The 15,877-nt window shown below is 43.7% G+C and carries 14 protein-coding genes; 4 read left to right on the top strand and 10 right to left on the bottom strand.

Annotation, left to right across the window (positions count from 1 at the left end; all coding sequences use genetic code 11):
* Positions 1 to 96 precede the first annotated feature (96 nt).
* Together ACMX2I_RS07875 and ACMX2I_RS07870 are read left to right on the top strand one after the other, a co-directional pair.
* Positions 97 to 2,016, top strand: coding sequence for an acyltransferase family protein (locus tag ACMX2I_RS07875; RefSeq protein WP_414956635.1), 1,920 nt, complete (start codon positions 97 to 99; stop codon positions 2,014 to 2,016).
* Positions 2,017 to 2,138: 122 nt separating this feature from the next.
* Positions 2,139 to 2,435, top strand: a complete 297-nt coding sequence (locus ACMX2I_RS07870; protein ID WP_414956634.1) for a YrhK family protein — start codon at positions 2,139 to 2,141, stop codon at positions 2,433 to 2,435.
* Positions 2,436 to 2,671: 236 nt separating this feature from the next.
* Here ACMX2I_RS07870 and cypB read toward each other — a convergent pair whose 3' ends face one another.
* The 7 genes from cypB to ACMX2I_RS07835 all read right to left on the bottom strand — a co-directional run bounded on the left by cypB (position 2,672) and on the right by ACMX2I_RS07835 (position 9,689).
* Positions 2,672 to 5,836, bottom strand: coding sequence for a bifunctional cytochrome P450/NADPH--P450 reductase CypB (gene cypB / locus ACMX2I_RS07865; RefSeq protein WP_414956632.1), 3,165 nt, complete (start codon positions 5,834 to 5,836; stop codon positions 2,672 to 2,674).
* Between the two features lie 18 nt (positions 5,837 to 5,854).
* A complete protein-coding gene (locus ACMX2I_RS07860) occupies positions 5,855 to 6,445 on the bottom strand; it encodes a TetR/AcrR family transcriptional regulator (protein WP_414956631.1) in 591 nt (196 codons plus the stop codon).
* Positions 6,446 to 6,667: 222 nt separating this feature from the next.
* Positions 6,668 to 7,219, bottom strand: a complete 552-nt coding sequence (locus tag ACMX2I_RS07855; protein WP_394715868.1) for a class I SAM-dependent methyltransferase — start codon at positions 7,217 to 7,219, stop codon at positions 6,668 to 6,670.
* Positions 7,220 to 7,398: 179 nt separating this feature from the next.
* Positions 7,399 to 7,557, bottom strand: coding sequence for a hypothetical protein (locus ACMX2I_RS07850; RefSeq protein ID WP_003229817.1), 159 nt, complete (start codon positions 7,555 to 7,557; stop codon positions 7,399 to 7,401).
* Positions 7,558 to 7,714: 157 nt separating this feature from the next.
* The gene (locus ACMX2I_RS07845; protein WP_087992248.1) at positions 7,715 to 7,864 is read right to left on the bottom strand and encodes a YrzI family small protein; all 150 of its coding nucleotides are present in this window, start codon (positions 7,862 to 7,864) and stop codon (positions 7,715 to 7,717) included.
* A 394-nt stretch (positions 7,865 to 8,258) separates the two neighbouring features.
* The gene (locus tag ACMX2I_RS07840; protein WP_087992460.1) at positions 8,259 to 9,059 is read right to left on the bottom strand and encodes a formate/nitrite transporter family protein; all 801 of its coding nucleotides are present in this window, start codon (positions 9,057 to 9,059) and stop codon (positions 8,259 to 8,261) included.
* Between the two features lie 261 nt (positions 9,060 to 9,320).
* A complete protein-coding gene (locus ACMX2I_RS07835) occupies positions 9,321 to 9,689 on the bottom strand; it encodes a DUF2294 domain-containing protein (protein ID WP_024714924.1) in 369 nt (122 codons plus the stop codon).
* Positions 9,690 to 10,003: 314 nt separating this feature from the next.
* On the opposite strand from ACMX2I_RS07835, the gene fdhF reads away from it, so the two are divergent.
* Together fdhF and ACMX2I_RS07825 are read left to right on the top strand one after the other, a co-directional pair.
* Positions 10,004 to 12,946 carry a formate dehydrogenase subunit alpha gene (fdhF, locus tag ACMX2I_RS07830; protein WP_414958309.1) on the top strand — a complete coding sequence of 981 codons (2,943 nt, stop codon included), beginning with the start codon at positions 10,004 to 10,006 and terminating at the stop codon, positions 12,944 to 12,946.
* Between the two features lie 18 nt (positions 12,947 to 12,964).
* Positions 12,965 to 13,447 carry a DUF1641 domain-containing protein gene (locus tag ACMX2I_RS07825; protein ID WP_414956630.1) on the top strand — a complete coding sequence of 161 codons (483 nt, stop codon included), beginning with the start codon at positions 12,965 to 12,967 and terminating at the stop codon, positions 13,445 to 13,447.
* A 36-nt stretch (positions 13,448 to 13,483) separates the two neighbouring features.
* Here the strand turns inward: ACMX2I_RS07825 and ACMX2I_RS07820 are convergent, their stop codons facing one another.
* The 3 genes from ACMX2I_RS07820 to ACMX2I_RS07810 form a co-directional block, all read right to left on the bottom strand.
* A complete protein-coding gene (locus ACMX2I_RS07820; RefSeq protein ID WP_087992250.1) occupies positions 13,484 to 13,714 on the bottom strand; it encodes a YrhC family protein in 231 nt (76 codons plus the stop codon).
* An 82-nt stretch (positions 13,715 to 13,796) separates the two neighbouring features.
* Positions 13,797 to 14,936 carry a bifunctional cystathionine gamma-lyase/homocysteine desulfhydrase gene (locus ACMX2I_RS07815; protein WP_414956629.1) on the bottom strand — a complete coding sequence of 380 codons (1,140 nt, stop codon included), beginning with the start codon at positions 14,934 to 14,936 and terminating at the stop codon, positions 13,797 to 13,799.
* A gap of 1 nt (position 14,937) precedes the next feature.
* A complete protein-coding gene (locus ACMX2I_RS07810) occupies positions 14,938 to 15,861 on the bottom strand; it encodes an O-acetylserine dependent cystathionine beta-synthase (protein ID WP_414956628.1) in 924 nt (307 codons plus the stop codon).
* Positions 15,862 to 15,877 lie beyond the last annotated feature (16 nt).

Genomic DNA, 15,877 nt, shown 5'->3' with positions numbered 1-15,877 from the left:
AATATTATGATGGATGTTTTCCCTCTTCTCTTAGTGAGATCGTAACCTAGCTATCAAAAACAACAAGAATATCTGCACATTATTGGAGGAATACCCATGTATCACAAGACACAACATCACCGATACATCCCTGGGCTCGATGGCCTTCGGGCTTTTGCCGTCCTGTCAGTTATCGCTTATCACCTAAACTTCAATTGGGCAAACGGAGGCTTCATTGGAGTTGATATCTTTTTTGTTTTATCCGGCTATTTAATTACATCTATTCTATTGCCGACACATGGAAATGATATCAGCCTTTATTTTCGGGATTTTTGGTTGCGCCGAATTCGGCGGCTTCTGCCAGCGGCTTACCTTATGATCTTTTCTTCTGTTATTTGGGTTGTACTGTTTGATAGGGAACTATTGCATACTGTACGCGGAGATGCCATTTCTTCTCTCTTTTATATAAGTAATTGGTGGTTTATTTTTCACAAACTATCATATTTTGATAGTTTCGGTTCCCCATCTCCTTTAAAAAACCTTTGGTCGCTGGCGATTGAAGAACAATTTTATATGATATGGCCGATGTTCTTGGTTGTTGGGATGTACATATTGAAAAGCCGCGCCAAATTGGCGGCGGTGGTATCATTGCTTGCGCTTTGTTCAGCCGTGATGATGAGCATATTGTATGAACCCGGCGCAGACCCGAGCCGCGTGTATTACGGTACAGATACTCGTTCGTTTGAACTTCTCATCGGATGTGCATTGGCTTTGGTTTGGCCTATGAAAAGGCTGTCTTCCAACAGGCTTCCAAGCAAACTGAAGTACACTTTGCACGCCACTGAACTTTCGGCATTTTGTATTTTAGTGTTGTGTGTCTATTTCACAGATGAATACGAGCCTTTTCTTTACAGAGGCGGAATGCTTTTGATTAGCATGGTCGCCGCAATCCTTATTGGATGTGTTTGCCACCCAAGCAGCTTTTTAGGCAATCTGCTTTCATGGAGGCCGCTCCGTTGGCTTGGAACAAGGTCTTACGGTATTTATCTTTGGCACTACCCTGTTATTGTGTTAAGCACGCCAGTTCAAGAAATCGGAAACTTTGTTTTTTGGCATATCGTGCTAAAGTTAATTGTTACACTTATACTTGCCGAGCTCTCCTATCATTTTATTGAGAAGCCGATACGGACACAAGGATGTAGATCCTTTTTCCGCCGTGTTTTTAAACATAGAATCAGGGAATGGAAAACGACAACTGTCCTCAGTAAAATGTCAATTGGTTTCCTCATTCTCGCTGTACTTATTTTTGCGGGAGGGCTGTCTGGACTGGCCGGAGAGCAAATGCACCCCACCAAATGGACGTATAGCTCACAAGAAACAAACGCTGATACCAACAACCAGGCTCCTGAGGACAGAAAAAATGCTGCAGTCAATAAAGACAAGGAAAACGATACCGAACAAAAGACAACAGACTCCGATCAAGATCAAAAGGAAAACAAAAATAATGGGCACGAGACTAGCAAAAATAAAGACACGCAATCCCAGCAGGAGAAAGAACCCGCAGACGCTGATAAAGAAGTATTAGCTATAGGAGATTCCGTCATGCTTGATATTGCCTCACACCTTCGTCAATCACTTTCACATGTTATGATTGATGGAAAGGTGGGGAGACAAATGTCTCAAGCTTTGGAGCTCGCAAGGGAGTACAAGTCTTTTAATCAGCCGAACAAAGCTGTCATCATTGAGCTGGGAACCAATGGTTACTTTACCAACAGCCAAATTGAACAATTGCTTCAATCTTTCTCAAAGGCTCATATCTACCTTGTCAATACCCGGGTCCCTCGCCAATGGGAAAGCAAGGTAAATGAATCTTTGAAACACCAGGCAAGTGCACACAAAAATGTTACGTTAGTTGACTGGCATACAGAAGCTCTTCAGCATCCAGAATACTTTACACCTGATGGCGTACACTTGGTTCCACAAGGGGCTAAAGCTTTGACAGGTCTTATTGTTGAAGCAATGGAACCGTTTTTGTAAAAAAAAGAAGTCCTATTTAAAAACGTTGCTGATCATTCTCTGACACTCCATTTCCCAAGGCAATTCTTATGTTTACATGTCGTTTACGTGAGGGTAAGCCAAAATAGAATGGAGGGAGAATAATGGCACCTAAAGAAGAAAATGATATCAAAAAAGAACTGAAACGATACGAGCAATTTTTCAAAAAACGATATAAGATTCTTTATACAGTAAATGATTTTATCATTGGTGCCTTGTTTCTTGTCGGAAGTTTTTTCTTTTTTTATGAGCAGTTCAAGTCGGCAGGGATATGGCTGTTTGCGATTGGGAGCTTGCTGCTGTTAATCAGGCCGACGATTCGGTTGATTCATGACTTTCATTACCGGAAACATGTGGAACGCCAATTTAAACATCGATCTTCAACAGATGGTTCATCTTAAGGCATAAGCGAGAGCAAAATGCCATAAAACTAATGCGCAAACCAAAAAACAAGACTTTCAGACTATTTATTTTTAAAAATAAGACAAAAGAACTAAACTTTTGCCCCTGTTTGACGATATGAACAATAAGGCCGGCGCGATACTCCCTATAACATCCTTTTCAGTAGATTTCATTATCGTGCCGGTTTTCTCACATGCAAAATTATCCCGCCAATCTGATGGCGGGATTTTATTTTTTACATTCCTGTCCAAACGTCTTTACCATATCGTTTTTGGTTTTGCAGCTTCTGCAGCCATTCAGCTGATTCTTCCCGGCTCGCTCCTTTTTCAGCTTCATACGCCAGACGCAGCGTATTCTCTACATCAGGAGCCATTTGCGATCCATCACCGCATACGTATATGTGTGCCCCTTTTTCAATGAGTGATATCAATTTCTGCGTATCTTGTTTGAGCAAGTGCTGGACATAATCTTTTGGTTCGTTTTCGACGCGTGAGTAGCATCGGCGGATGGTGACAATACCATCCTGTTCCGCTTGATCCAGCTCTTCTCTGTATAGATCGTCATGATCGGGGCGCCGGCAGCCGAAATACAAAAGAGCTTCACCAAGCGTGTTTCCTTCCTTCTTCAAAACAGATCTTGCCTGAATAAAGCCCCTGAATGGTGCAATTCCTGTACCCGGTCCAACCATAATCATAGGCGTTTCAGGGTCATCTGGCATTTGGAATCCGGATTGAGGCGTTCGGATGAAACAGGCTGCTGCATCACCTGTATTCAGCTCTGCTAAATAATTAGAAGCAACGCCCTGGTATTCACCACGCCCGCTCCAAGCTGAGGCTTTAACAACGCCTACTGTCATGCTCACGATATTGGCCTGGACCTTCGGTGAGCTTGAAATGGAATAATATCTCGGTTTTAATGATGGCAAAAGTTCTAAAAACCGCTCAAACGGCATTTCGCAAGCAGGGTAATCCTCTAAAAGATCAAGCATGGTGAGACGTTTTGCCAGTACCTGCTCTTTGTAAATGCCACCATCTGAAACGAGCTGTTCCAGTTCTTTTTTGTGCGGCGGACAGACTGTATAAGAAGCCAGCTCCCGAAGCTGAAGTCTTGAAGCCGGGTCCTGCAGCTCCACATAGGACGCCAATACATCCGCCACTTTAATCGGCCGATCCATCGGAAGATGAACCATATGGGGGCTTCCGCTCATTTTTATGACATGATTGGCTTCCAAACCGAATCGGCTGAGAACCCGCTGAACAAGCTCCCGGCTGTTTTTCGGCAATATTCCAATATGATCGCCTTCTTGATAGGTTTTGGCATCAGGAATTTGCAATTCAATATGGCGGGTAGAACGCGGACTATCTGCTGTCTGGAGCTCCCGATTCTCTAACACAATCCCTTCAAACGCGCCATATGCCTTAGCAAGCGGCGTTTCTGTCGCTTCACTGAGAAAAGTAATGGATAATGAAGGCCTGTCTTCTTTCTGAGATATTTCGTTTATATCAAATGCGTCCATCGTTTCCTTCCAGAAACGGTTTTCCCAAGACTCGCGATGGCTTTCAAAATCATCGGCGGCATCGCCTTCCCCAATCGCTATTAAACGCGTTGCCCCCTTTGCTTTCATCATGTCATCTATGAGTCGGGGAATTCGCTGATACGTGCTGACCCAGCTCCGGTTTCCGCAGCCGAATACCGCATAGGAAACACCTTTCAATCGGCCCTCCTCAAGCTCCTCCAGCCACTCCACAAAGCCGGCAGCATTATCAGGCGGCGTCCCATTATAAGAAGCCGTAACGATGACCACGGCACCTTGGTCAGGAAGCTTGCCAATATAATCGTCAAGCGGAGCGGTTTCGGCTGTAAAGCCCAGCTGGCGGCCGTAAGCGGACAGTTCACCGGCTATTCCTTCCGCTGTTCCAAGATTAGAACCGTAAAGAACAAGTAACTGTGTGCCGTGTTTAGGTTTTGTTTCTTTTGGCTTCGTTTCTGTTTTGATGTCAGCCTGTTCTTTTCTCTGTACGTTGATTGCTGCTGTTTTCCGCGGTTTCACAGTAATTTTAAATTCATCCGGCTTGATCGTTAATGCCTCTTTGATTTTCAGTTCGTATCCAGTATGGTTCATCAAATCAAAATGCTTTAATACAAGACCTAGAACCATCGTCGCTTCCTGGAGAGCAAACTGCATGCCGATACAAGCGCGCTGTCCGTTTCCAAACGGCTTATACGCATGGTGAGGAATGCGCGAAGGGTCTTCAAACCGTTCCGGACGAAAATCTTCCGCATCCTCTCCCCAAGCGTTTTGATCCCTGTGCAGTTTCGGAATCAAAATAGTGACAGGCTGCCCTTTACTGATCGGATATTCCCCGCCTAAAACAGTATCTTCCTTAGCGTAGAGAGAAAAGGCCGGAGCTGTTGGGAACAGTCTTAGCGTTTCATTTAAAACCATCCGAATGTATTTCAGCTGCTGGATTTGTCTATATTCCGGCGTGTCATCCGTTAACACGCGATCTGCTTCCTCTTGCGCTTTTTCCAGTTTTTCCGGATGTGTAAGCAGACAGTAGATCGCAAAGGAAAGCAAACCGCTTGTGGTTTCATGTCCTGCAATCAAAAACGTTATGATCTGGTATCTAATGTTTTCATCATCCAGCGTTTCACCTGTTACAGGATCTTTGGCATAAAGCATGAGTGATAAAAGATCCTTAATGTTTTCATCCGGGTTCGCTTTTCGCTCCGCTATCATTCTGTCGACAAGAGCGTTCATGACTTCAATATCCTTTTGGAACTGCAGCTTTGTTTTCATCATTACCTTATCTTGCAAACCCAGTCTTTTCGATTGATTCATCGCCTCTTTTAAGGCACGGAGCATACTGGTGATAAACGGATGCTGTGAATCACGGTAAAAGCTGTTGAAACGGTAGTTAAACCCGCATAACCCAATCGTATCAAGCGTCAGACGGGTCATGTCGTCCGCTACATCAATTTCTTCATTAGGATTAAGCCGGCTCCATTTTTGAATCAGCTGGGTTGCGATATCCAGCATCATAGAATGATAGCTTTTCATCGCTTTTTGACTGAAACTCGGCAGCAGAATGCGGTGGGCTTTTTGCCAATTCGGCTCATGCGTCCAGCTTGTAAATAACCCGTCTCCGCCAAACTCGCGCACCTTTAGCAAGCCTTTGCCAAGATTTTTATCAAAACGGCTTTCATCACACACTTCAGCCACAAGACTGTGGCCGGATACAAAAACACTGGATACCCCCGGAAAATCGAAACGGAAAATCGGCCCCAATTCATCTGCTATCTTCCATAATGATTGAGAAAGCTGCTCTTTTTCCAGATGCGGAAGGTTTTTTAAAGGTCCGTATGTTTTTGGCTGAGGTATTGTGCTTGCCTGTTTCATCAACATCTTCCTTTCCTATTATTTTTGTGAAGTAAATGAATGAAGCTTAATGGCGTCCCAGCAGCATTGTTCCAATTCAGTCCTTAAATCCATGTCCATCTCTACATCACCCGTTTGGACGAGCTGATATATCTTGAGAAACGCCCCTAACACAATCGCAATTAACACGTTTGAGGGCAGGCTGCGAATTACACCTTCCGCTTTTCCCTTATTAAAATAGTCATCAAGCATTTGAGTCAGATTTTCTATCATGGTTCTGCTTGTCGCATTTAAGTAGTGAGCATCTTTCTTCGTATCAAGAAAAAACAGCGCATAATCACTCTCTTTCGTAAATTGAACGAGACAGCAAAATACGTGGTGAAAGCCTTCTCTGACAGGCAATTCCGAAAAGTCTTGTTTCAGCTTTTCCATAAAGCGCTGAATGCTTTCTTGAAACAATACGTTGACGAGTGTTTCTTTGCTGTTAAAATAGCGGTAGATCGTTCCTGTCCCCACATGGGCTCGTTCAGCTATCATTGGGATCGTGGTAGCGTCAAATCCCCTCTCTGTAAATAGTGAAACCGACGCTTTCATAATCATGTCGTATTTACTGCTGGATGCGGATAACATGGAATGTTAGTACCTCCGATTCGTTTCGGAATGAATATTCATTCCTTTTGTTCATAATGAATATCCGACCTGTCTGATATCACCACTTTACCCTTTCTTATGATATCAGTTTATATGAAAAAAACTTTTTTTAATATAAAGTATATGCAAAAAATAAAAAATTAAGAAAATATACCCAAACCCCAAAATAAAGGCTCTGGATATATTTCCCGAGAAATGATTCTATTTAACAGCCACAATGCAAAGACAGGAATCACGCCTGATGATAGAAAGATCCCTGAAATGCTGGTCTTCCAGCAGTTGAATATACATGTTCTCTTTCTCACCGGTATTTGTATCAATATTGATGTAAAATTGGCCGTCAATTTGAAGCACACGGTAAATTTCCCTTAATGCAAGCCTAATATCAGTGCAGCTCTGAACCGTATGTAAGGAAAACACTTTATTAAAGGTACGGTCATCAAAGGGAATGTTCTCGGGATAGCCATGAAAAATCTCCCCTTTCCCCATGTTCTTTCGATTTGCGCGTGATATTTGCCTTACCTTTCGCTTTGAAGGGTCAATGCTTTTTAAGCTTCCCTTTTCTAGTTTCTCGGTTATGTTCTTAAAAACAGTGGCATTTCCGATTCCAATTTCTAAAATTCTGTCATTTTCTTGTATGTCTATAGAGTCAATCATCATATGCTCAATTGTTTTGGTTTGCTTATATTTCCGAGAAAATAATTTTAAAAGGTTCAATTGTTTATATAGTCTATTTTCTAGCATTTTAAACACCTGCTTTTGGTTTCCTATGTTTATTTATTATATTCGAAAAATAAACATCATCTTCATTTCCAAATGGGAATGAAGATATCAACTAGACGGCAATGTGTTTAAAAATGTTTCAATAGAACTGAACTTTTTCATTTTTTTCCGCAAAAAAAGCAGAAAACAAAATGTTTTCTGCCCTCTTTCTAGTGCCAATGATAAGGGAATACATACAACCTTTGCTGCTGCATGGCCATCAGCCTCTGCTGACGGAATGGATTTCCATAACCATGTTTGAAGGAATGCGGCATGGACGCATAACCATGGCCAATCGACGGCAGCCTTTTCTGATAATCGTTCATCATGCCATCACCTGCCTTACCGTAACGTTGATTTATCATATGCAGGCAGACATTTTCTTGACAGCTGTTTCGCTAAACTTGGTCCTTCTCCATCGTATAATGCATCAATAATTCCATTCTAAGCATATGTCATCTCCCCCTTCAGTTTTTTCATTGCTTTTTAGCGCCAGTTTGTTAAATAAAGATGCTTTAACTGAGACTCTTTCATTTCATCATAAATCTGCTCAATCTGCTGTTCTCGTTCGAATTCTTCCGGGTTTTTAAAACGTTTGTTAATCGTTAACGTTAAAAAGAATAGGTTAATCGTCATATCGCTCACCCCCTTTCAAAGTCCGCTTCAAGCGAAATAACCCGCGGCATCATTTCTTCTGCCGCGGGCAAATAAAAACCGCAGACAAAAGAAGACACCAAACCAATGCCTCTACTGCCTGCGGGGAGTTGCGTATGTCCGTCTATTCCGAATTTAATGCGTGCGATAAGCATCGGTTAAGGAAGGACACGAACTCTTCCACAGGCTGAATGAACCATGAATTTTTTCTTGTGTATCACGTACAGGTTGACGTCGTTGTCTCATTGTCATTTTGTTCAGCCTCCTTTGCTTTTTTCTTCCTTTGTAAGTATATCCACCAAATTCCATTTTGTAAACATCTTTTTCTAAAAATGGACTGAATTTGTACGTTTCATCGAGTGGATTTACCCTTTATTCATGATACCTGCTTCATTTCTTTTCTGGAGCGGTCTTTCTTATGATATCCAATAAAATAAATGAGACCGACAAACACGGCTCCGCCGATGACATTGCCGATAAAAGCCGGAATGATGTTTCCGATAAACTGCCCCCACGTGAACGAGCCAGCAAAAATGGCAGCGGGAATCACAAACATGTTGGCGACAACGTGCTGAAATCCGATTGCAACAAAAGCCATAATGGGGAACCAAATGCCAAGGATTTTTCCTGCTCCGTCTTGTGCTCCGAAAGAAAGCCACACTGCAAGACATACAAGCCAGTTACAGCCGATGCCGGAAATGAGAACCTTGCCGAAGCTCATATCAAGCTTTCCTTGCGCAACGGCGATCGTTTTTTCTAAATAAGGGCCTGTTTCAGTCAACCCAACCAAATGCCCGAAAAAGTAGGCAACAAACAATGCGCCGATTAGGTTCATAATCGTGACGATTCCCCAGTTAACCGCCAATTCTTTTACTGATATTTTTCTCGAAAATAAGGCCATCGCAACGGACATCATATTTCCTGTGATCAACTCAGCGCCAGCGAGCACCACAAGGATCAGACCGACAGGAAATACGGCAGCCCCGATAAGGCTGGAAAGGCTTCCCCATTCTTTCGGCAGGTCGCCGATTACCCTGATATCAAGCAAGTACCCGAGCGCGATAAATGCGCCGCCTAAAAACCCCAATACAAGCAGAGACGGCAGCGGAAGCTTTACTTTTTTCATCCCTGCTTCAATTGCTGCATCCGCTATTTCATCCGGTTTTCGAAAAGCCATACTAAAACCCTCCATTATTTCTTCTTTTCTCACAGTTATGGCAGAAAGGCAATAAAAAAAGGCAGCACTCAAATAACCTGTGTCAACCAGGCGTTTGAATGCTGCCTAACTTGTATGCATACCTATACAACAATATCAAGCAGAATTTAAGATATTGAAAGAGAATATATACAGTTCGTGCATACATTCCATTGCTTTTGCCTTCTATAACTGTAGCCACATCATATCAAATGTGACAAATTTGTGTCAATGACAAATGTGCTAGCTTTGCAGGGCTTCTTTTTGATCATCTATTTTTTGGTCAAAGACAAACACAGATACAGCGATATTTTCCTCAATTTTTATATCAGAAAACAAATGGACTAGCTTAGCCCCAATCAACTCTTCCATTCCCTCCGGCGTTTGTTTGGAATAAAGGTCTTGAATCAGGCTTGTCCGGGCCGCATGTACCATTTCTCTTCCTTCAGGTGTCCGGGCGATAAACTGCTCGCTTGCACTCAGATTTCCGTATAGTGTTGAGACTGCCATGTTTTCTACAAATACAGTATGAATTCGTTCAGGCCCTTTGCCGAACAATTCTTTACGAAGTTTTCGAATGATATCATTGAACTCATGAATTTTTTTAGACATGCTGATTACCCCTTCCGATATGGCCTCGTAAGGCTTTCCCCGGTTCCCCTCAGGACATTTCACTTGGTTAAAATTTTCCTGCTATATTGTATTATAATAAATATCACTTTATAATAAAAGCAGTGTTGATGGATTTGTAATAGGATTTTGTTATAAGTCTATCGTTTTATAAAAATCAAGGATTGGTCTGTTAGTAAGACTTGCTAGTGAACTATTCCGCCATGTGTGTTTACACCTTCTTAGCATTAAGGACAGGTGTATCTATACATGGCTTTTTTTGACTTCTTGAAAGAAAGATGGAGGGGAATATGAATATGATGGACGTTACGTCGATCAGTGTCCGTGTAGACGGAACAGAAATTCAAGCACGAGCAGGGGCCACAATTTTAGATATTTTAAATGAAAACGGGATTGAGTACCCGCAGATTTGCCACGTTCCAGAGGTTGACCCGCTTCAAACTTGTGATACTTGCATTGTAGAGGCAAACGGCAAGCTGGTTCGTTCATGTTCTACTGTCGCGGAAAATGGAATGTCAATTGACCTTTCCGGAAATCGGGTGAAAGAGGCGCAAACCGAAGCGATGGACCGCCTTCTTGAAAATCATTTGCTGTATTGTACGGTTTGCGATAACAACAATGGGAACTGTACGCTGCATAACACAGCGGAAATGATGGGGATCGAGCATCAAAAATACCCATACACGCCAAAAGAAGATCCGTCTTGCGCGGTTGATATGTCTCATCCGTTTTACCGCTATGATCCAAACCAATGTATCGCCTGCGGCCAATGCGTTGAGGTATGTCAAAACCTTCAGGTAAATGAAACCCTCTCAATCGACTGGGAACGCGAACGTCCTCGCGTGATTTGGGATGAGGGAGTTTCGATCAATGAATCTTCTTGTGTCAGCTGCGGCCAGTGTGTCACCGTATGCCCATGTAATGCGCTGATGGAAAAATCAATGCTCGGGCAGGCTGGCTTTATGACAGGCATCAAAGAGGATGTCATGGAACCGATGATTGATCTCGTAAAAAACGTTGAACCCGATTACGGCAGCATTTTTGCCATTTCTGAAGTCGAAGCGGCTATGCGTGACACGAGAACGAAAAAAACAAAAACTGTGTGTACGTTCTGCGGTGTCGGATGTTCTTTTGAAGTATGGACAAAAGGACGGGATATTTTAAAGATCCAGCCTGTTTCCGATGCTCCGGTTAACGCGATTTCTACATGTGTCAAAGGAAAATTCGGCTGGGACTTCGTCAATTCTGAAGAGCGGATCACAAAGCCTTTAATCCGTAAAAACGGGGCTTTTGTTGAATCTTCTTGGGAAGAAGCCCTCGATCTTGTCGCAAGCAGATTAGGATCGATTAAAGAACAGTACGGCAAAGGTTCTGTTGGATTTATTTCTTCTTCTAAAATTACAAATGAAGAAAACTATGTCATTCAAAAATTAGCGCGTCAGGTATTTGAAACAAACAACGTCGATAACTGCTCACGCTACTGCCAGTCTCCTGCTACAGACGGATTGTTCCGCACTGTCGGGATGGGCGGTGACGCCGGCACGATTAAAGATATTGCCAAAGCCGGTCTTGTCATCATTGTCGGCGCCAATCCAGCGGAAGGACACCCTGTGCTTGCAACACGTGTCAAACGGGCGCACAAGCTCCATGGCCAAAAACTGATCGTGGCCGACCTGCGCAAAAATGAAATGGCGGAGCGGTCTGACCTGTTCATCAGCCCTAAACAAGGTACAGACCAAGTTTGGCTGATGGCTGTTACAAAATATATGATCGACCAAGGCTGGCACGATCAGGCATTTATTGATGAGAACGTAAATTTCTTTGAAGATTATAAAGAAACACTTCAAACCTATACGCTTGATTACGCGGAACGCATCACAGGCCTTTCAAAAGAAAACATCATTCGAATTGCCGAACTGATTCGTGACGCTGACGGCACTTGTGTCCTTTGGGGAATGGGTGTCACACAAAATACAGGCGGTTCTGATACGTCAGCAGCAATTTCAAACCTGCTTCTCGCTACGGGCAACTATCGCCGTCCAGGTGCCGGCGCTTATCCTCTGCGCGGACACAATAACGTTCAAGGCGCTTGCGATATGGGAACACTACCTGGCTGGCTGCCGGGATATCAGCATATTACAGATGACAATGCCCGTGCTAAATTTGAAGAGGCTTATGGTGTCACGATTGACGGAAAGCCTGGTTTAGATAATATTCAAATGCTTCATTCCATTGAAGAAGGAAAAATGAAAGCTATGTATCTTGTTGGCGAGGATATGGCACTTGTCGATTCAAACGCGAACCACGTACATGATATTTTATCAAGCCTTGATTTCTTCGTGGTTCAGGATATCTTCCTGTCAAGAACAGCTCAATATGCCGATGTCGTCTTGCCGGCCACTCCTTCACTTGAGAAAGACGGCACATTTACCAATACAGAACGACGCGTTCAGCGTTTATATCAGGCGCTTCCGACGTTTGGTGACGCGAAACCGGACTGGTGGATTATTCAAGAGGTGGCAAACCGCTTAGGAGCCGGCTGGAATTACAGCCATCCTAGTGACATTTTCTCAGAAATGGCGAGCCTTTCCCCTCTGTTTGGCAAAGCAAGCTATGAGGTGCTTGAAGGCTGGAACAGTTTCCTATGGGGCAGCTTCTCAGGTGAAAGCACACCGCTTCTGTATGAAGACGGATTTAATTTCCCTGACAAAAAAGCCCGCTTTGCCCTTTCTGATTGGACTGAACCTGCCGCTTTTCCGGAAGAATATGATCTTCACATTAATAACGGACGTATGCTTGAGCATTTCCACGAAGGAAACATGACAAATAAATCGAAAGGCATTCAAGCAAAAGTGCCGAATGTATTCGTTGAAATTTCGCCTGAGCTTGCACAAGAGAGAGGTGTTTGTGATGGCTCGCTTGTACGGCTCGTTTCTCCGTTCGGAGCAGTCAAATTAAACGCGCTGATTACAGACCGCGTACGGAAAAATGAACTTTATTTGCCAATGAACTCAACAGACAAGGAGTCAGCGATTAACTTCCTGACAGGGCCTGCGGCTGATAAACGCACGAACACGCCTGCTTATAAACAGACGAAGGTACGCATGGAAGTGCTGGGAGGCTGCGAAAGCACACCGCTTCCTAAAACAAATCCGCGTAACAAGAAACGGAACCCGCAAAACGGCGTCGAGGCAGAAAGAAAATGGAATCGTCCGGGCTATGTTCATCTAACTGATTAAACGAAAGGGGGACAAAAAATGGCTACTCCGATTACAACGATCAAAAAAGAAACAAAAACAGCGGAGCAAATCAAGCTTGAAAAAATTGAGGAGCTGAAAGGGCTGCTGGCAGAAAATGAGGATGCTGTCTCGAAAACGATGACGTTAATGAGTGAACTGAATGAACTTGGAATCTTTGATGCGGCAACAAGTATGCTGAGGGCGAAGGAAGACATCGCCAAGATTGCGCTTGGCCAAGTCTCGCGTGAGCCTGTCACCAACCTCATCAACACGATGATGGCCGCCGGAGGCGCATTGACAAAAGCCGATCCTGAGTTTACAGGAAAGCTTTTAGAAAGCGTAATGGCAGGAACCGAACAGGCGCAAAGCTCTTTAAAAGAAGACAGGAAAGTCGGGATTCTCGACCTTCTAAAAGCAATGAACGATCCTGATATCAACAGAGCGGTCGGCTTTGGCCTTCAGTTTTTAAAAGGCATGGGAAATGAACTGCAAGAAAAATAACAAAAAACAGCCATCGCTGAGTAGATGGCTGTTTTTTTATTCGTCGGCTTCTTCCAAACGCTTCTTGTAAATCAATGAACGATCTACGCAAAAGAAGGCACCGGCTAAAAATACGCAATCCGCTAAAAGCATCATCGATTTTTGGCCTAACGTTAAGCCTTGATCGGGGAGAACTGCGCCTATATATAAAAAAGTGCTGACTGCAAGCAACGTAAAAGCAAAATGCTTGTAATCTTCTTTTAAAGATTTCATTCTATTTTTATTCAAATGAATCACCTGCCAGATTCGTAGTATACGACTATTATAATATAATCTGGCGGCTTACAGAGAAAGTAATTGTATCCATTTGTTATATATTTTTAAGCGCTTGCTCAATATCTTCCAGCAAATCTTCTGCATCTTCAATTCCTACAGAAATTCTGATTAAGCCATCCGTAATACCGAGTTCAAGCCGGCGTTCTCTCGGAATAGAGGCATGTGTCATTCTTGCCGGAACAGAAATTAAGCTTTCTACCGCGCCTAGGCTTTCAGCAATGGTAAACAATTTCAGATTTCCTAAAAATGCATCAACCCGCTCTTCACTGCCGATATCAAAAGAGATCATGCCGCCGAAGCCAGACCCTTGAGTTTTTGCAAGCTCATGTCCGGGATGATTTGAAGAACCAGGATAATATAACGTTTGGACAGCAGGGTGATTCTCAAGAAAACTTGCGATTTTCCGCGCATTTTGATCGATCGCTTCCATTCTGAGACCCAATGTTTTGATTCCTCTCATTAACAGCCAGGAATCTTGAGGGCCAAGAACGCCGCCTGTGGAGTTTTGCACAAAATGCAGCTCTTCCCCAAGCTCTTTCGATGCGGTCACAACTAAACCGCCGACGACGTCACTGTGCCCGCCAAGATATTTTGTCGCACTGTGAAGCACGATATCAGCCCCTAAAGTAAGCGGCTGCTGAAAATAAGGGGTGTTAAAGGTGTTGTCTACGATAAGAAGTACACCGGCTTTTTTCGCGATATCAGCCATGAGCGACAAGTCGGTGATTTTGAGCAGCGGGTTTGTCGGTGTCTCAATATAAATGGCTTTCGTGTTAGGACGAATCGCTTTTTCAACTTCTTCTCCGCTGCTTGTATCGACAAATGTTGATTCAATGCCAAGACGATTGAGCACCTTTGTCATCACGCGGTATGTTCCGCCGTACACATCATCAGTTAAAACAACATGATCTCCGCTGTTAAACAGCATCATAACCGCTGTAATGGCAGCCATTCCAGAACTGAACGCATAACCTGCTTCCCCGCCTTCCAGCTCTGTCACAAGTGCTTCGAGAGCGGCTCTAGTCGGATTGGCCGTTCTTGAATATTCATAGCCTGTATGCTGCCCTGCTTTCGGCTGCTTGTACGTGCTTACTTGATAAATGGGCACGGAAACTGCGCCTGTTTTCTCATCACCTGTGATTCCGCCATGAATCATCACTGTTTTTTTCTTCATATCAGATGCCTCCTTCGTATATTTGTTTGCTGATATACCGATCACTGCTGTCAGGAAATATCGTGACAATGTTTGTTCCTGCGGATGCCTTTTTCGCTTCCTCCAACGCTGCATAAAGCGCTGAACCTGAAGAACTTCCGATCAGCAGGCCTTCTTTTTCTGCCGCTTCTTTCACAAGTCTAAACGCATTCTCATCTGTTACAGTGTATATCTCATCAAAATGGCTCTTATTCATATATTCGGGGATGAACTCCATGCCGATGCCTTCTGTTTTATGGGCGTGGGGCTCTCCTCCGTTTAAAATGGAGCCCTCCGGTTCGACAATCACTGTTTTAACTGCAGGATTTCTTTCCTTTAAGAAGGAAGCAGTTCCTGCGAATGTGCCCCCTGATCCTGCCCCTGCGACAAACGTATGAACCTTGCCGTCAAGCGCTTCCCATATTTCAGGCCCAAGTGTCTTATAGTAAGTCGATGGATTTACTTGGTTTTTAAATTGCAAAACGCAATAAGAGTTTTCAATTTCCGTCTCCAGCTGAATGGCTTTTTGAATGGCTCCCTGCATTCCGTCATGACGCGGCGTATGAATGATTGATGCTCCAAGCGCTCGCATAATTTGCTGTTTCTCTGCGCTGAAATGTTCAGGGACACAGAAAATCGCTTTTAACCCATATTTTCTGGCACTCAGCGCTAGGCCGATTCCTGTATTGCCTGCCGTAGCTTCTATAATCACTCCGCCGGGATTCACCTTGCCTGACTCCAGCGCGTCACGGATCAGCATATCTCCCAGTCTGTCTTTAATGCTTCCGCCGGGATTCATCATTTCAAGCTTTGCATACACTGCGACTCCTTCAGGAACATCAAAGTTCTTCAGGCGAAGAAGCGGTGTGTTTCCAATCAGCTCGGTGATGTCCGTTATAACAGTCATATATGTCCTCCTCCTG

Origin of the sequence: Bacillus sp. SW14 (assembly GCF_047608225.1) — a bacterium.
GTDB lineage: Bacteria > Bacillota > Bacilli > Bacillales > Bacillaceae > Bacillus > Bacillus subtilis_G.
The sequence above is the reverse complement of the archived record's forward strand: the minus strand, read 5'-3'. Positions and strand labels throughout refer to the sequence as shown.